Origin of the sequence: Candidatus Paracaedibacter acanthamoebae (assembly GCF_000742835.1) — a bacterium.
In the GTDB taxonomy this organism is placed as follows: Bacteria; Pseudomonadota; Alphaproteobacteria; order Paracaedibacterales; family Paracaedibacteraceae; genus Paracaedibacter; species Paracaedibacter acanthamoebae.
The window spans coordinates 360,987-378,747 of the sequence record NZ_CP008941.1; the positions used below are offsets into that span (position 1 = coordinate 360,987).

Sequence of the window (17,761 nt, forward strand, 5' to 3'; positions counted from 1 at the left end):
ATACAGCCTTATAGGAGAGTTCTAATGCTACAGACGGTGTAGCATTGAGAAAATAGGCTGTGGGCCTACCTTTTTCTCTATTTATCATGTTTTACCCGGCACCACTTATTGCTTTATATTTTTCTTGCTATTCTAAGCCTTTGGCAATGCCTTTTCATCTATCAACATAATAACTTTAGAAATTTTATATCGCTGAAAAAGAAAATATTGAAAGTTTTATTATCATTCCCATAATGGCTTCTACTGGATGAAACGCTATTCCTTAAATTTGAGAAAATTGTTTAAAACTTATTTAACTCTATTTAAAAAATATATATTTCTTTAACCATTTTCTGGCAAAATAATGATGAGTATAGAATGAGGTGAAGGGAATGAATTCTTTATTATGCTGTTATTTTCCGACAAAAGTTATCTTTGTAGATGATGATGAAGGGGTTTTAAAAAGTATCAATTCATTTATCAACCATGACATAGCCAATTATGATTTTTTTACTGATCCTTATAAGGCGTTGGAGGTTATTAACAGCTCTATTCCTACTGATTTTATCACTTCATCGATTTCTTCTCCGGAGGCAAAAATCTATGAGCTCTACAAGGCAATGCACAATGCAAAACGTCATGAGGAAGTCTCAACTGTTATTGTTGATTTTCAAATGCCAGCGATGAATGGTTTAGAATTTTGTGAAAAAATAAAGAATCCATACGTTCGAAAGATTCTGCATACCGGAGTTGCGGATGAAAATGTTGCTATCCGGGCTTTCAATAAAGGAATTATTGACGGATACATTAAAAAGCAGGATTTTGATAAAGAAAAAGTTGTTAATGATTTTATCCATACGAGTCAATTGGCATACTTTAAAACGCTAACAGATGTTTTGGTTGGAAGTGCGTTTAAGGAAATCAATTCTATCAATCCAGAAGAAACGGCTTTTTATGATCCAGTTTTTATTCAATATTTTGATGAGTTAGTAAAAAAACACAGCATATGCGAATATTATATTAACGAAGTGGTCGGGGGATTTATTTGCCTTTCTCGGAAAGGTGAATTAAGTACACTTTATGCCTTTACAGCCGAAACATTAGAAGATAACCAGATCAATACACATGCAACTCTTAGGGATCTTATTGACTTAGAAAACTCAGATTATGCGGCTTTAATAAAAGATATAGAAGAAGACCGTAAAACCATGTGCTTTCCTTTCTATGGTAAAGGCTGGGTTGATATTAATAGTCATAACTGGAAAAATTATGTCCATACTCTTGAGGTTATAGAAGGTAACCATCCTTATTATGTGGCATATATTCCCCATCCAGGTTTTGAAAAGGATCTAAATCTTTGTTCATTTGAGCACTCTCAACAAGCAAGGTGAGGAATATGGCCGCCTCTGCGCTTTTACTGGGCTGTGCATACGGCGGCAAGAGCTGAGTGGGAAATTTGAAACAACCTCCTGTTGTTGCTGGCTTTGATGATCCTGCGCACTAGGTACTTTCACAGGAATAAAGTCAATGCCCGCGGCGACCTTCCTTATTAAAGGTTATGGCAGTTTGGTTACTGCTACCTGATAGGGGTCCGTTCCGGCAGAGGGCGAAATAACACTCTAAGAATTTTCCCTGTTCCGTTTGACGATGTCAGTTACAGTATTTTTACTGATGCCAAGGTCTCGAGCAATCCAACGATAGCTTTTTCCAGATTCTAAGGCTTCAAGCACTCTGGGAGTAAGTTTGTTTGATTTTGGTCGTTGCCCTGGTTGGCGGCCAAGCTTTTTTCCTCGTGCTCTCGCTGCAGCAAGACCAGATTTCACGTGTTCGCTGAGAAGGTCGCGCTCAAATTGAGCAATTCCTGCCAGTATAGTAGCCATCATACAGCCATGAGGTGTGTTAAGTTCGAAGGTCATACCATTCATAGCAACCACCAAAACTTTCCATCCTGAAAGTCGATTAAGTGTTTCCAGAAGATCCTGAGTGGAGCGTCCCCATCGACTGAGCTCTGTGACCAAAATAGCATCGATTTTTCGAGCCTGCGCGAGTTTGATGACGCGGTTACGGGCGAGGCGATTTGTTTTTGTTCCAAAAGTAATATCCTTAAAGATGCCAATTATTTTAAAGCCACCTCGATCAGCAAAGGCTGTCAATTCTGTTATTTGTCGTTCGCACGATTGGTCAGTCGTAGAGACTCTGGCATATATGGCGGCACGATGTCCCAATTGAACCTCCTTAGAAATTAGTCTTGTAAGTTCATGATTTTACTGGCGTAAGTATTGTGCAAAACAGACTTTAGATCAACTGGGACAATTTTGCATGCCAAGACGCCATGTCCTTACTGAACGACAACGATCCGCGCTGGTCGATCTTCCGATAGACGAGCCCTCTCTATTGACACTACACTTTAGCCGACGACGATCTGGATCATATCCGTGAACGACGTCGGCCAGAAAACAGATTGGGGTTTGCGCTTCAGCTTTGTGCACTGCGTCATCCAGGCCGTACTCTCTATCCACGCGACCACTTGGAAACGCAAATCACTGAAATTGATGACATTTTGACCAAACTTCTTCACACTGTCCTGTTCTTATTCAACGCTATCAAACTCTTCAAGAGATTTCAGGGGTAGGCCCTCGTGGCCACCACTCTTTTGGTATTACTGCCTGAATTAGGAACCCTTAACCGGCACCAAATAGCCAACCTTGCAGGATTGGCTCCTCATCCTTGTGAAAGTGGAAAGATAGTGGAATATAGAAGAACAAAAGGCGGCAGAGCTGATGTTAAACGCATCCTCTTTATGGCTGCTTTGACAGCGAGAAGAACCAATAGTCCTCTTAAGGCTTTCTATGAAAATCTTATCAACAGAGGTAAAAAGAAAATGGTCGCTTTGACGGCTCTTATGCGTAAAATCGTCATCATTGCTAATGCTAAACTTAAGTCCTTACAAACATAGACAAGCTGATGACGGTGCCGAGCTATCCTAATTCGTATTTCTAGAGAAATGAATACTAAATTTCACAAATTATTTTTTATTTATTTATTATATAGATATAAATTGTAAGAAAATAATTAAAAGAGAAATACTTAAAGAAAAAACGTTATCATTTATGTTTATAACGTTCCTAACTCTAAATAAAACTTTTCTTGCCAAAAAGCCCCTCAACTTTAAGGGGATAAGAAGACAAACGGTAAAAGAAAGAGAGGTAAATGATGATAAAGCAACTTTATTTTCTGTTCTTCGGTCTCTTTTTAGGGGTACAAGGAAGCACCAATGCTTCTAGTTTTGAGACATGCGAACTCAATTATGGCCCGAACACCAAGATTACTTTAATAAAAAGCCAAAACCTCATCGGGGTTAAGCTTGCGAACGCTGAGGCCGATACATGCGATAATCTTCACTCAATTTTAGGAGACGAAGCAGATAAATTTATAAGTATCTACCAAAATTTAGGAGGGTTCCAGATTCTAAAACTTAAAACACCTACAGATCTCAATATTAAATTAGATCAAATAAGAAGCTTTCAAGGTGTAGAAAAAGGAACTCATGTTTACCATACCCAACCTCAGGACCAAACACCTGTGGTTCCTAAGGGAGATCTGTATGTAAAATTTAAAAAAAATATCTCCTCAGATGAGCGTGACGAGATTTTAAAACAACATGCTCTTGATCTGCTTGAGACAAGAGGAAAGAACAAGTTTATTGTTTCTATCACTCCTTCTGCTCTAAACCCCGTAAAAACGGCAAAGCTCTTACAAACCTTGGAATCAGTGGAAATTGCCGAACCTAATCTTGCAACTCCCCTTGCTTTACTGGGTTTTGATAGGCCCAAAGATCCATATTTGCACTATCAGTGGGCCTTATATAATGACGGAGGTTTTCCCTGGGTAAAAAACGCGGATGCTCGTGTAATTGCTGCTTGGAAAGCGATGGATAGTTTGGGGAAGGAGAGTTTTGGATCCCCCTTTATCACTGTAGCAGTGATTGATACTGGTTTTGACATAGGTTATCCTTATGACAGGGTAATCTCTTTTCAGGAATTGGATCATTTATTGAATCGTCAACATTTAATCCGCTGGGAAGATTTTATAAATCCCCCTGAAGTTCATTTACCAAGCTGGAGCCATCCTCCTGCTGATCTTCCTGACATAATAAGGAGGGGCCATCCTGATTTAGGCCGTTGGAAAGAGACTCTATTATTACCACCAATACAAATTTTGCCTCGCGTCCAGGTAGGTGGACAGCCGTATATTCGTCATGAAAACTCTAAAATTACTGCGCCTTGGGACTTTGTTAGGAATAATGATGACCCTAGGCCAGATCGTAAGGACCCAAACCTAAAGAGCACAGATAATGAAACTCGGATGCGCGCTATTACCTATCTTAAGCATGGCACAAACTGTGCTGGCATAGCGGTGGGTGAAGTAGGAGGAGGCAAGATTGTAGGAGCTGCCCCTAATGCAAAGCTTATGCCTGTGCGGGCGTTACAGTTAGGGCTGGGGGCGGGGGATGATGATATTGAGCAATGGTTTAACTATGTCACGGAAAACGGAGCAGATGTCGTTAGTTGTAGTTGGGGGTCAGAGGCTAAAAACAAGCCACTTTCGTACCGCCAAGTGTGGGCAATTCAAAAATGCGCAAAATTTGGCCGGGATATAAATGGAGATAAAAAAGGATGTGTTATCGTTTTTGCCGCGGGAAATAAGAACGAAAATATTAATGATACTGAGTCTCCCCATGTTAAGATAAATACTTATGCTACCCATCCAGATGTTATAGCGGTTGCAGCTTCATCACCTTTGGATCAAAGATGGCTCTTCACAGTTGGGCATGGCTCTAATTTTGGCAAAGAAATTTCAATCTGTGCGCCTGGTGAGGATATCTTCACTTCTTCTGTTAGAGGAGAGTGGGAGAAGACTGAGGCTGCAAAGGACTATATAAGCGATTTTGGAGGTACATCTGCATCAACTGCGCTTGTTTCGGGGATTGCTGCGCTTGTTTTGTCTGTCAATCCTAACCTTAAAAGTGGGGAAGTTAAAGGAATACTGGAAACAACAGCTCGAAAAATTGGAGATTTAAGCACTTATGACAGTAATGGTCATTCACCATTTTATGGCTATGGTTGTGTAAATGCCTACGCTGCCGTTAACAAAGCTGCAGGTGTGGATCTAGGGTCAGGAGAAGACGTTGGAGCTCCACAGCCAGGAGACATACCACCTGAAGAGCCAGAACCTCCGAGAGACCCAAGTGGAGGGATTTGGCCTTAGTAATAAATTTATAAGGAGGGGATTGAGTAAGAACTTCGGGCACCCATAACTATTGACTCTCCTCTTGGATCTCAACCATTACTTTTTGGAAGGTGGTAATGGTTGAGATTTTTTCCTTTCATACAAGGAGTAGTGTAGGGAAGTGTTAATTCTTAGTGGTTTCTCTGGTACCGTCATCAACTTGGGGTAGTGTGCAGGGCTTTTGCATGGTGCGCCAGGAGGGTTCCATTGCAAATTTGGAAATAAGGTGATTTAAGATTGCAATCGCCCTTTGGATGGGCTCATATCCTTCTCACTGGTGAATACAGATGGCAGAAAAAACGCTGATTCACTCTTAGAGTGTCATTTCGCCCCTCTCCGGAACGGACCCCTGATACGCCAACTCTTGTTTCTTCTCATCACTAACTTTTTCTATCAGCTCGTTTCAGTCAATAAGGCGGCTTGTCTTCCATCAAAACAGGGAAGGTTAATATGAATCTTGTATAGTCTCCTTCAACCGATTCACAGGTAATATCACCCCCCAATTTGGTCATAACCATCTTGCAAAAGGCAAGGCCAACACCAGTTCCATGAGCAGTTCGCGTAGAAAACTGATCAAAGATATAAGGAAGATAATCTTTAGAAATCCCCTTCCCAGTATCTTCAAAATATAACTTGTTCACTTTTTCCCCTGTCTCTGTCCAAATAGTGATCTTTCCTTTATTTGCAGCCTTAAGATAATAAAGAGCATTTTTGAGCAAGTTAAATAGAACGTGCTTAAAGGTAAGTGGATGACCATAAAATTTAAAATCCTGTTTTATTTCTACAGATATAAGCTCTTTATCTTCATCTCTTAAAGAATAATCACGCAGCGCAGTCTGGACGCTATGCAAGATGGAGCATTTTTCTGGAACAGCTTCAAGTGCATCTTCTTTTAGATTCATAAGAAGCATATCAATAACAGTGAACGCGCTCCTCGCTGTTGCTTTTATCTCATCTGGAATTTCGGCCAGTAATTCTAACTTATTTTTATTAAGAGGAGATTGAGCGCGGCCTTCTTCTTGCGCTATTTTTTGAGTATGAAGAAGATTGGGTAAATGTATTTTCAATCCTTCAGCTGCTGTTTCAATTGCTGATAAAGGCGTGCGCATCTCATGGGCAATTGCCCCTGCTTGTGTTCTAAGAGACTTTTGTTTTTCTTTTTGTGTAAGTTCTTTCCGGTGAGCAAATATACAGGCAATAACCATTGTCCACATATAATTAAAAAAATGGCCAAAAGCCTCACCTTGCGTAAAACTAATTGAGGTAGAAATTAACATATAAGTAACAATTCCTAAAGCCACGCCGAACGGAAGGATAATAAGGAATTGTACGAGATTTGTAACTAAAACTAACCAGAAAGTTGCAACTGTTATTTTAACTTGCCATGCTATAGAACCTTCATTTTCTATAAACATATAAGTCGCAAAAAAAGGGAGACAATAAATTATGGTTGAAAACCAATAAATGCTTTGAAATTTTCTAATTCTTTGTGGCCAATAATCTATTAATGCTAACAACAGACAGAGAATAAAACCTATTAATCTTAGGTATAATGCTGCCGGTTTCTCATCTAAAAATGATGCTCCCACTAAGTAAAGCAAAGGAAAATTAATAAGACCAAATATTCCGAAAGTTTTCATTAATGAAATTGAGGCATCTTCTTTTATCGATAAACTTAAGTTTCGCCAATCAAAAAATTTAACCATATAAGTGTATATCTCCCCTAGGTCAATTTAATTAGTCTCGTACAGATATAATAAGAAACCTTCCTTTTAATAAGGTACAATAAAATTGATTAAAAAATCTTAAACAATCAATATCATTAAAATATCTTTCTCTTGCAAAAAAACTTATCCCTGCAACAAGTGGCAGAGCTTTATAAAACTTATTTACTGATTAACGTCATGTACTTAATATATTTTTGAGATAGAACTATCCTGCTATTCATCTCTGGATTAACCTTCCCCAGATCCCTCAAGCTTTTTGCTAAACGATTAAAGATAAAATATGTTGCTCAATAAATACTGCTCTAAATTTAAATATCAGAGAGCAGTATATTGATAAAATTAATTAGGGCTTAACAGTTAATTCTGCAATACGATGCATTAAAGCTTCAATCATATTCCATGAAATTTCTTGTATATCAAGTAATCTTTTATATTGTATCTCTGTAAGTCCTTCTAATAAGTGATTTCCCATTTCTTCATGAGAGATATCAACCTCTTGATGAAGTTGTAAATAACTGAGCTCTCTCTTAGGATCGAGAGCCGGAATAGCATATTCGTGGAAGATTACAGACGAAGCTTCTAAGCATAAATTAACCAATACCAGTTGTTCGTAAGGAGTAAAAGAAAGGATTTTTGAGGGGAACCAATTGCAAATAGCTTCTAAAATTGCATCAGTTTGCGGAAGCCGGTGGTTCCTTTCTTGAGAAAGAATTTTATCATGACCATATTCCTCTTCAAAATGCTTACGAAATAGAGGAACAAAAACTGGGTCTTGGCAGAAAGCAGTTTTTAAGAACATCATCTGTTGAAAATAAGTTGACCATGTTTGAAAGTAGTCTAGCATTTTATTCTTATTTTCTGATTTAGAAAAATGTCTAGATTTCATTAATTTAAATAGTAAATTATTTCGAAAATTATTTTTAAATTCCTCATTTTTTACTAAAAGAGCTTTTAGAGAGAAAGTCTTGATATTGTAATGTTGTGCTTTCTTGTTGGCAGCTTGGAGGGCCATTATTATTACTCTTTCTATTTTATAGTTTTTAAATAGATATCACCTGCGTTGAGGCCGTTTTCAGTTAATGATATACCTATTATCAGCCTAACTCGTCAATACCTGCAGTTGAGGTCATCAATCTATGGTTGAGAAGAAAGGTATTAAAAATCTGAAAGAGGATTGATTTTTTGGGGTCTCTTAGCCAGTAAATGGGTTCTCCCTTTTAAAAAATCTTCCGGTAGGCTTTGCAAGTAATTGTAAAAATCTTGCACCATGCGATTTTGAGTTAAGGATGCCGGATAAGTATAATATATATTAAGCGACTGCCTTAGCTGATTATGGAGAATGGGAACAAGGGACTGCTGGCTAAGACGGGCAATATGGGGAAGAAGAGGGCCGATCCCGACATTGTTTTCTACGGCATTCGCAATTGCCAAGGGGCAATCGATAATCAGATGCTGTTTGCATTTGATCGCTTGAGGTTCATAAGTGTGAGGAAATAAACCGTCCTTCGTAAAAGAAATCAACGTATGAGCGTCAAGATCATGAATGCTTTGAGGTATGCCTTTTTCCTCCACATAAGCCTGGCTCGCATACAACCGAAACTTATAGGTTGTTAAGTAGTGAGCATTAATTTCTTCCTGGTTGAGAAAGAGAGGGGTAACATTGCGAATATCAATATCGACCTCTCCGGCTTTAAAGTCGGGTGCTTCCCTCAAAGTTTTAATATCAACAGAGATTTGCTGGTTGGCGTTCAGGAAAGGTGTTATCGCCTCCATGAACCATAGGCTGCTATACAACGTCAGATAATATAGCCGCATAGCGTCAGAAATAGAGTCCGGTTTATAAAGGAGGCAAAGGACCTTAAAAAGCGTGGTTCCAATGCCTGGAAAAACAATAACCGACCATCAATATAGGCTATACATGCAAACAAGAAAATCAGCACATACGCAAAAGCTTTCAGCAGCTAAAGCGGGATTCAGCGAAAGAACGGGCAGAAGATTAGAAAAACAAGGAATATTACCGTCTCAAGCAAGCAAAAGAGGGAGGAAACCTGGGACTCATATTTTTTCTGACATTTGGGATGACATTATTACGCCATTAATTCAAAAAACGCCATTTTTATCGGCGATCATTTTATTGGAGCATCTCCAGGACCTTTATCCCGGCAATTATTCGTCAAGGAATTTGAGAACTTTACAAAGACTTCTGCAACAGTGGCGAGCTTTAGAGGGGCCTGATAAAGAAATCATCTTTCGCCAGATCCATCAACCTGGACGTCAAGGCTTATCGGATTTTACGACCCCTAAGACTTTCCAAGTGACCATTCAAGGCAAGCCTTTTAAGCATCTTCTCTATCATTTCCGCTTAGCTTACAGTGGTTGGTCTTTTATCCAAGCAGTTCAAGGAGGTGAAAGTTTTCAGGCCTTATCTCAGGGATTGCAAAATGCTCTTTGGCGTTTAGGCGGATGTCCACAAGAGCATCGAACAGATAGCTTATCAGCGGCGTACAAGAATTTATCTGACCAAACACAACGAAACTTTACGACGAAGTATGAGCAATTGTGCCAGCATTACACGATGACACCGACCCGTAACAATTTAGGAAAAAGCCATGAGAATGGTAGTATTGAAGGACCCCATGGCCATTTGAAGCGCCGTATTGCTCAAACATTGACTTTAAGAGGGTCGAGTGACTTTGAGTCGATTGTCTCCTATCAGTCCTTTCTTCAGTCTGTCGTGAATCGCCATAATCGATACCATCAAAAGCAAATTGATGAAGAAAAAACACGACTCAAGCCATTACCCCACTACCGGACCATTGATTATGAAGAAACCACAGCCCGGGTGACAACTTCCAGCACTATCTTTGTCAAAAACGTTGTTTATAGTGTGCCGTCTCGTCTTATTGGTCAGCGGTTACGTATCCACCTGTATCTCGATCATCTGGTCTGTTATCTTGGCAGTGAGCTCACCCTTGAGCTGCCCCGTCTTCAAACAATTTCTGGCAAACGCCAATATTGTATCAATTATAGGCATTTGATTAACAGTTTATCCTGCAAGCCCCAAGCCTTTCGGTACAGTATGCTGCGAGATGAGGTATTACCGTCCCCTGTTTATCGCCAAATATGGCAATTGCTTGATCACTTATGTGTTAGCCGCCAAGCGTGTAAGCTTATGGTGGGAATTCTTAAACTGGCGGCCGATTATAAGTGTGAAGAAGACTTAGGGCATCAAGTTTTAAGCCTTCTCCAAAAGGGTCAAGTTCCTCATTTAGGCGCCTTGCAAAATCGTTATGGAAAGATAACCAAGCCTTTACCGATCCCTTATCTGGCTATCCCTCAGCAGGCCTTAGCTTGCTATAATCAGCTTCTATCGTCCTTAGGAAGGGAGATAGCTCATGCATGACTTTGCCAAACTGCCTCTTCTGCTCAAGGAACTCCGGCTTGCAACCATAAGGAATTTATGGGAACCATTTGCTCGGCAAGCCCTTGAAGAGAATTGGCCTCCTGACCGCTATCTTGCCATTTTATGCGAGCATGAGATTGACGCCCGTTTGCAAAAAAAGCTCAAGCGAAACTTAAAGCAGGCCCAACTCCCTGCCGGTAAGGCTTTGTCAACCTTTGATTTTAGTCATGCTCCAACTCTGAACAAAGCAAAAATCCAAGATCTGGCCGATAATACGGCCTGGGTTAACAACAAGGAAAATCTATTGATTTTTGGACCAAGCGGCGTGGGGAAAACCCATTTAGCAGCAGCTATTGCTTATGGGTTGATTGAAAGAGGGATCCGTGTCTTGTTGACCTCTACCACTGCCTTGGTCCAGAAACTTCAAGCCGCACGTCAACAATTGTGTTTGCCTCAAACGTTAGCCAAGATGGACAGTTACCAAGTCCTTATTCTGGATGATATTGGCTACGTCCGTAAAGATGAAGCGGAAACCCATGTTCTGTTTGAGTTAATTGCGCATCGCTATGAATCAGGCAGCCTCATTGTGACAGCCAATCAACCTTTTAGCGAATGGGATAGCATTTTTGCTGACACAACGATGACCGTGGCTGCCATTGACCGTTTGGTTCATCATGCCACGATTATTGAGATTGTGTCAGAAAGTTACAGGCGCACCCATTGCCGGCACAATAAATAACTTAAAAGGAGAATTTTTATGACGACTAAGTAACCTCTATCACCGGTCATAATTTCTGACGCTCTCCGGTCTTAATTTTTGTCGTTGCATAGGCTGCTGATAAAAGGCGGGAGTGACAAAGTAAATGCGCCTTCCATACGGTCCGAAAGCCGTTGCATTTTCTTGATAGAAAGATCGTATTGGTCAAGAATATTTTTGGATGTCTCAAAGAAAATCTTGCCTTTCTCCGTCAAAACAAGGTTTCGTCCCTTCTTCGTTAAAATTTGATGACCAACCTCTTTCTCAAGGCTTTTAAGCAGTTTCGATATGGTAGAGGCCTTAACCCCTAATTTATCAGCAGCTTGACCGGTCGATCCCAAGGTAATGGTATAGTAGAAAGCTAAGAGTTGATTGCGATCCATGACACTCTGTCTTTTTTCAGGGTTTATATTAACTGTACCTTTTCGCTGGCGTGTTTACAAGATGGCCGCCGTCACCTAAGAAAGAAGCCAATACATTCCTATAAAGAAATTATTTTTATTCTCCTAAAGATTAAAAGTCTTATCACTTACAATTTCTGCCCGTTCTATTGCTATTATACAAATTGCTGTTACCTATAATAATGTGATATGTTCCAATTTGGAATATATGTAATATTCTTAATTTAGAGAAAGATACATTATGACCTTAACAAAGCATCAAAGAGCTAACACTACGCATGATCTGTATATTGCTAAGAAATTGCGTGAACGTCGACTAGCCCTGGGACTGAGTCAGCAACGGCTCGCACAGTTGTTAGGCGTGAGTGCCAATCAACTGCACAAATATGAGAAAAATATCGATCGCGTTCCAGCGAGTCGGCTTTTGGAACTCAGACATTTTTTACAAGTTCCGCTGAACTTTTTTTATGAAGATCGAGAAGATTTTTCTCCTCAAGGCAAAGAGGTGCAGATGATCTGTGTTAAGGAGAAAGAAAAAATTACTATTCGATTGTTGGTGGAAGAGGGAACACTCATGGATGTAAAGGCGTTATAAAATGGCCAATTCCTTAGAAAAGTTAAACGGTCCATGGATAAATATTTAGAAAGGGTTGGTTATGAATTTTGTTAATAAAAAAGCATTGCTGGAAAGATTAAAAACACATGTTTCCACCTGGCAGCAACAACAGTTGTTATTTTCTTATGATATTAAAGGAGAGGGAAGGTTATCAGATGCAACGTTAAGGCTGCATCAAAGGCAAACGGGCTTTTCTTTAACCGTATCAATGCACTTCTTAGAGGAGGCTTTGCAGGTAACTAATTTCACCCTGCAAGAAGATGATCGGTTAGAGGATCAATGCCAGCCTCTCTATGATGCTGCTCTCATTGAATTGATGATCCAAAGCTTAATGCTTCTCTTCTTTTGTGCACAGAGTCTTCATAAAAACGAGATGTGTTTTATCTTATCAAATGAAGGAACCTTTCATTTTGATCTATTAAAAAGCTTATTTTCTTCAGTGCAACCTTGTCTGACGCGGCAGGGAAAATGCCAGATATTAACCTTGTCGCTTTGGCCGTCGGAAGCTGATCAATTTTGTTATTCTTTAGAGCACATTAAAATTCAACTTCAGCATCAATTGTGGCGTTATCAAAAATCTGATTCCTTAGTAAGGCGTTACTTACAAAATGCTGATCGCCAAGCAGTGGATGTATTCAACACACATGGGAAAAACAATCCTAGGGAAACTGAATCCTCTGAAAAGAATGTCATCTCTTTTTCATCAGCTTTGAAAAGGAGAGCCGCTCTATAAAAATCTAATTCATTTTCTTCCATCAAATTTTATGTATTAAGAACGCGAAAAGGAATTCGTCACATGCCTCAATCTAAAACAGTACCCATAGAGGTTCATATGGGCCTGCAATTAAAGAAACGCCGCGAAGAGTTAAACCTAACTCAGCGGGATTTAGCTAAATTGATGAAAGTGACCCCGCAACTGGTATCTAAATATGAAACAGGGCAGGGTAAAATATTGCCCAATCGGCTTTATGATTTGTGTCAAATCTTAAGCGTGACACCAAATTTCTTTTTCGAAGGACTTAATGAAATCTCTCTAACGGAGGAAGAACAAAGCATTTGGCTGTCTTGCCAAAATTTGAAGGGGGAGGAAATTCAACTCAAGGTTGAAGAGTTGAGGGGAATCATTGCTGACGTTAAAGTGAAAGAAAGGTAGAGAAGCCATGAATCATTTCCCATACTGTTTTTTCCCCACCTCTGTTTTAGAGATAGATTTTACGAATGATAAGTATAAGGTTAGCCAATACCTAAAAGATCAGTTCGTTGCCTTAGATAAAGATTTCTCTACTCCAGATGAAGCACTAATTTATCTAAATAAGGTTAATCAGCGGCCATTATTCTTTCATCGTTTGATTGATCAGGGTCTTACCCCAATTGATATAAGTAGTGTCAACTATTTGTATGAGGAGATTTATAACCCCACCCGCTATGAAACAGTCTCCTGTATTATTTGTCGAGGTGAAGAATTGGATGACCAGATAGGCGGATTTCTTAAAGACATAGAAGAGTTAAGGATTAAAAAAATCCTCTTAACAGAAAGGAAGAATGAAACCTTAGCGATTCAAGCTTTTAACAATGGACTGATTGACTTTTACGTTTGTCAGCAAGACTCTAATGCTTTTCAACTTTTGGAGCAATATATTGAGCAAGGTCAGCAGGCTTATTTTCAAGAGATTATCAATGATCAGATTTCGACTCTTATAAAAGAGGGGCAAGCCAATAGAGAGGGTCAAATCCTTCAGGATGCTACTTTTATCAGCTACGTTCAAACACTGATTCAGAGAGAAAAAATTACGGAGTACTATTTACTGGATGTTAGTGGAAGCTTCCTTTTCCTCAATGACCAAGGCCGAGCGAGTGTGCTGTTTGTGTTTAATAATGAACAGTTTAAGCAATACTGCCAGGAAGTTGATCAGCTTTTAGATCAAGGCTATCCTTTTTCTCCTTTCACTAAAGAAGGGCTAAGGGCACGGCACAAAACAGTCTGTTTTCCTTTTATTAACGCTCAAGCGATATCAGATTTGAACCGGTATGTAGCACCTGTTCAAGTGCTGCAAGGACAACAACGATATTACATTGCTTATAATTCAGATATTGATTATTTATAGAGATTTATGGAAAGAGATAAAGAAGTTTCTTTAATAGGATTTGTCTATACTTGTGAATTATGGATTAAATCTTTCCTAGATTAGTGGTATAGGCTGGCTAGATTTAGGCTGAAAAAAATCTATTCTGAGATTGAACCATTAATATTTCTACAAATTAGCTTAGCTCAAAGAAGCAATTCTTTCCCTTTCTTTTTGGCTGAGGTTCGGCCATGCTTTTGAGAGCATTGCGCCTGCATGCAAACGGATTCCCATCTGCTCGTTGATGGGTGGAAATAAATAATGAACCATTCCACCTCCTATAAGCCCGCCAAGAAAAGTTGAGAGCAAAATCAGGATTACAGTAAATCTAGAAAAGAATCTGACATTGCTGCTAGAATTGGATAAGTCAAGCTCTATGGCAGCGGAAGTCATTTGTAATTTAGAAAGAGCTTTGTTAAGTTCGCTTGATGCAGATTCAGCAATATGTATACTGACTTCTTGAGCAATCATCTTTCCCATTATTTTTGATTCATTTTGAAGGGTTGTCTGTATTTTCTCTGCTTGTCTTTTCAAGATTTCCAGGTAATCTTTAAACTCCTTTGCGGCAAGATTGACTTGCCCAACAGAAGTTGCGATTAACTGGCTTTCTTGAGAAAGCTTTGAATGCAATCCGTTAATTAAAAATAAGGCATTAGTCAGGTCCTGAATGTGATCTGATTGTATTTTTTCTGCGAGATCCGTCATCTTCTCTCCTTACCGGCTTACATCAATGTTTTTGTTTAGGGGTGGGATAATCGTTTGTTCTTTACTGCCAATCATCCGGTCAATATTCGTTTTAACTTCAGGATTTATCTGGGTTAAATAGGTCATAGCACTCGTGTTTTTAGCGAACTCAGCAACAGTTTTTTCGAAATCAGCTTTTTGAGATGGTGTTAACTGATTAGCAGTTAATGCCTTGCTGTAGGTATCATATTCCTTGAGAAGCTCGGTAGTTTGAGTTTCGATTGGTGATGTTGGTGGAACTGTACTATCCCTACCATATTTTTCCATAAACTGAGTCATAGCCTTTTCAAACTCACCAAGGCTTTTGCCCGTAGCTTGTTGCATCTGGCGGTCAGCCTGTTCTTTAAATAATTCATCGATAGACAGTGCTGTTTTTACTGGCTCTGAGTGAATAGAGCTTTCTAGCGATTTAAGTTGATAGAATTCATCATTTCTATGAAACGTATCCTTGATTGATGTCACTACATCATTGAGCTTATCAGCTATTTTACTTAAAGGTGTGTTCTGATTTTGGGTGACTTTATGGAGCTGGGCTGCTGTCATAAACTCCAGGGAAGAAATCTTGCGAGAATCCCGAGAAACTTGGGAAACGAGGTGATCCAAAGACTTAGTGTCGTCAGTATTCACGAAAACCTTCAGTGTTTCGGACTGGCGTGATAAGGCCACATAGCTTAGTTTCTGATTTGATGATTTATCATGCAGCACATAAACTTCTTCAATTGTCTTTCCCTGGGATTTGTAGATGGTACTAGCATAACCAAGTTTAAGACCTTGATATTTACTGGGATCAAAGGTAAGTTCTTGACCATTATCCAGCTTTACAGCACAAGTATTTTTGCTAATCTTAGATATAGTCCCCAGGGAGCCGCTTTTAACACCCACATCCTTGTCTGTCAAAGTAAAAGCGACTCGCTCCCCTTTTGCAAAAACCTCTCGACCTCGTTGGGTTTGGATTTCGTAGCCTATAGAGTCAACGTCCCCCTTAATAAGCCTGGTTTCACGAATAGCTCTGTTAAGAGCATCAACATCCGTGTTCTTGTTTGCCAGGATTAATCGGCTTTTCTCAGGCTGCTTCTCATAACTCTGAGCCCAGTCAGAAACAAGCGAGGCCATAGACTCTTCTTTAGTTTCTTGCCAGTTGATTGCTTTAGCCTCGTTTAATGTTTCGATTGCTTGCCGGTAAGCCCCATCTCCTAATTGCTCACTAACATTTTTCTGCCAATCCACTTTTTGCCTTCTGACCTCTTTCAAGGTGGCACTACCATAGGTGGTTACCAAAGACTCAAACATCCCACCACGTTCCACAGACGACAGCTGTCTCGTGTCACCAAACAGAACGACTTTGGCATTTTTTTCTTTGGCAGCGTGAAGCAGTTCGACAAACACACTGTTGCCAATCATACCAGCTTCATCGATCATCAATACGCTATTCTTAGTGATAGAAGCTTTTCCATTTTTGAGGTCAAACAAAAACTTGTGCACTGTTGAAGCCGATTGAAAACCATCTTTTTCCATATCTCCGGCAACCAAATGCGTCGGCGCTAGCCCCCGAACGTTTGTTCCTGATCGTTCATAACCTTCTCGAATCGCGTTCATGGTGTAGGATTTACCCGTTCCGGCCCTTCCCTGGACAATAGCTAATCCTTTGGTTTCACCAAACACATGCCTTACAGCAGCTTCCTGCTCCGATGATAAGCCCTTTTCAGCAGCTAAATTATCTGCTAGTTGTGGCTTAATTGTTCTAGAACTCCCTTCATTTACTCTGGCGGCAAACCTCATCAATTTCTCTTCCTCGGCCCGGACTTGTTTTGTGGTAAATAAACCGAGACTAGATTGAGAGAGTTTGTCATAGAGAGCAATAATAGATTTATGGGCGAAAATCTTATTTCTCAATGCATCCCGATCTGTCGCCTCCCCAAACTTTTCCAAAAGGCGATTGACATCCTTTTCGCTAAACACAGAGGATTTTTCTGTTAGTTTTCGGATGATTTCTCTGGGATTGTGAACAGCTTCCTCATTGGCTTGTTTTAAGAGTTCTGCCCTTGCGACAACACCTGTTAAATGACCCCGCATGCGCACTGGCCCCATATGAACCTGGGCAACAAGGCTGGTTGTCTCTACTTCTAAATCGTACCCTTTTTCTTTAAAATAAGAATTCTGGATTTGTGCCCAAATATCACCCGGATTTTGCTCTTCTTTGATATATCCTTTTCGAATGCTAGGATCTGTTTCCCTGGCTTTATAAGCTGCCAGACTCTTGCCATCTAGATTAAATCCACGAGTTGTCACTAGGAGGTGGGCATGCCAGTTATTCTCACCATCATGAGGAGCATGAATATCAACCTGCACACCAAGTCCTTTTGAGACGAATAGGGCATGAGCGTACCGACGAGTTAATTCAATTCGATCTTCATGCGTAATAATTTTATCATCCGGCAAAGCAATGACAGATTCTTTGGCGACCTGACTATCTTTGCGTCGTTCGGCATGCTCTGCGGTGTTCCATAAATAGGAACTGTCTTTAAACTTCTTAGAAACACCTTCTGGCAACAGGATTTCATGGTGGAAGAGATCTAGTTTTGAATTCCAATTAAAAACTTCTCCTGTTCGTTCACAAGTAATCCTTGATCTTTCATTATAGGCTGCTTTTCGACAAGCATTTCCACCCATACTCCGAGATACATATTCGATTCTTGCAAACTGGATTGCCATTTAGAGTGGT

16 protein-coding genes and 1 pseudogene are annotated in these 17,761 nt (G+C 39.8%); 10 read left to right on the forward strand and 7 right to left on the reverse strand.

Translation table 11 applies throughout. The features are described 5' to 3' along the window. The first annotated feature begins 371 nt into the window (after positions 1–371). Positions 372–1,370, forward strand: coding sequence for a response regulator (locus tag ID47_RS01435; protein WP_038463043.1), 999 nt, complete (start codon positions 372–374; stop codon positions 1,368–1,370). 228 nt (positions 1,371–1,598) lie between these two features. Here the strand turns inward: ID47_RS01435 and ID47_RS01440 are convergent, their stop codons facing one another. Continuing rightward, complete coding sequence (locus ID47_RS01440; protein ID WP_038463045.1) at positions 1,599–2,204, reverse strand: recombinase family protein; 606 nt, start codon at positions 2,202–2,204, stop codon at positions 1,599–1,601. Between the two features lie 94 nt (positions 2,205–2,298). Here ID47_RS01440 and ID47_RS13380 point away from each other — a divergent pair. From ID47_RS13380 to ID47_RS11535, 3 genes and pseudogenes are all read left to right on the forward strand, one after another. Continuing rightward, positions 2,299–2,497 (forward strand): annotated as a pseudogene (locus ID47_RS13380) (DUF4158 domain-containing protein); the annotation flags it as partial. A 120-nt stretch (positions 2,498–2,617) separates the two neighbouring features. Beyond that, positions 2,618–2,935 (forward strand): IS110 family transposase, encoded by a 318-nt coding sequence (locus ID47_RS01445; RefSeq protein ID WP_051908390.1) that lies wholly within the window; start codon positions 2,618–2,620, stop codon positions 2,933–2,935. 254 nt (positions 2,936–3,189) lie between these two features. Then, the gene (locus ID47_RS11535) at positions 3,190–5,247 is read left to right on the forward strand and encodes a S8 family serine peptidase (RefSeq protein WP_051908393.1); all 2,058 of its coding nucleotides are present in this window, start codon (positions 3,190–3,192) and stop codon (positions 5,245–5,247) included. 428 nt (positions 5,248–5,675) lie between these two features. Here ID47_RS11535 and ID47_RS01455 read toward each other — a convergent pair whose 3' ends face one another. From ID47_RS01455 to ID47_RS01465, 3 genes are all read right to left on the reverse strand, one after another. After that, positions 5,676–6,974: a sensor histidine kinase gene (locus ID47_RS01455; protein WP_038463047.1), complete on the reverse strand. Its 1,299-nt coding sequence runs from the start codon at positions 6,972–6,974 to the stop codon at positions 5,676–5,678. A gap of 364 nt (positions 6,975–7,338) precedes the next feature. Continuing rightward, entirely contained in the window at positions 7,339–8,007 is a 669-nt protein-coding gene (locus tag ID47_RS01460) for a heme oxygenase-like domain-containing protein (RefSeq protein WP_038463049.1), read from the reverse strand. A 143-nt stretch (positions 8,008–8,150) separates the two neighbouring features. Then, on the reverse strand, positions 8,151–8,810 hold the full coding sequence (locus ID47_RS01465; protein WP_075261543.1) for a LysR substrate-binding domain-containing protein: 660 nt from the start codon (positions 8,808–8,810) through the stop codon (positions 8,151–8,153). 61 nt (positions 8,811–8,871) lie between these two features. Between ID47_RS01465 and istA the strand changes: the two genes are divergently transcribed. Both istA and istB read left to right on the forward strand, forming a co-directional pair. Further along, positions 8,872–10,398 carry an IS21 family transposase gene (gene istA / locus ID47_RS01470; protein ID WP_038463053.1) on the forward strand — a complete coding sequence of 509 codons (1,527 nt, stop codon included), beginning with the start codon at positions 8,872–8,874 and terminating at the stop codon, positions 10,396–10,398. Further along, entirely contained in the window at positions 10,391–11,137 is a 747-nt protein-coding gene (gene istB / locus ID47_RS01475; protein ID WP_038463055.1) for an IS21-like element helper ATPase IstB, read from the forward strand. The genes istA and istB overlap by 8 nt, the downstream gene beginning before the upstream one ends. Before the next feature lie 71 nt (positions 11,138–11,208). Here the strand turns inward: istB and ID47_RS01480 are convergent, their stop codons facing one another. Next, positions 11,209–11,538: a LysR family transcriptional regulator gene (locus tag ID47_RS01480; protein WP_038463057.1), complete on the reverse strand. Its 330-nt coding sequence runs from the start codon at positions 11,536–11,538 to the stop codon at positions 11,209–11,211. A 259-nt stretch (positions 11,539–11,797) separates the two neighbouring features. Here ID47_RS01480 and ID47_RS01485 point away from each other — a divergent pair, with 259 nt between their 5' ends. From ID47_RS01485 to ID47_RS01500, 4 genes are all read left to right on the forward strand, one after another. Further along, positions 11,798–12,151, forward strand: coding sequence for a helix-turn-helix domain-containing protein (locus tag ID47_RS01485; protein ID WP_051908395.1), 354 nt, complete (start codon positions 11,798–11,800; stop codon positions 12,149–12,151). Positions 12,152–12,212: 61 nt separating this feature from the next. Next, complete coding sequence (locus ID47_RS01490) at positions 12,213–12,905, forward strand: hypothetical protein (RefSeq protein ID WP_038463059.1); 693 nt, start codon at positions 12,213–12,215, stop codon at positions 12,903–12,905. A gap of 63 nt (positions 12,906–12,968) precedes the next feature. Next, positions 12,969–13,325: a helix-turn-helix domain-containing protein gene (locus ID47_RS11540; RefSeq protein WP_051908398.1), complete on the forward strand. Its 357-nt coding sequence runs from the start codon at positions 12,969–12,971 to the stop codon at positions 13,323–13,325. Between the two features lie 7 nt (positions 13,326–13,332). After that, entirely contained in the window at positions 13,333–14,277 is a 945-nt protein-coding gene (locus ID47_RS01500; protein WP_038463061.1) for a hypothetical protein, read from the forward strand. A 159-nt stretch (positions 14,278–14,436) separates the two neighbouring features. Here ID47_RS01500 and ID47_RS01505 read toward each other — a convergent pair whose 3' ends face one another. Both ID47_RS01505 and ID47_RS01510 read right to left on the reverse strand, forming a co-directional pair. After that, positions 14,437–15,000, reverse strand: coding sequence for a hypothetical protein (locus ID47_RS01505; RefSeq protein WP_038463063.1), 564 nt, complete (start codon positions 14,998–15,000; stop codon positions 14,437–14,439). Between the two features lie 9 nt (positions 15,001–15,009). Further along, the gene (locus ID47_RS01510) at positions 15,010–17,751 is read right to left on the reverse strand and encodes an AAA family ATPase (RefSeq protein ID WP_084675834.1); all 2,742 of its coding nucleotides are present in this window, start codon (positions 17,749–17,751) and stop codon (positions 15,010–15,012) included. Between the last annotated feature and the right edge of the window lie 10 nt (positions 17,752–17,761).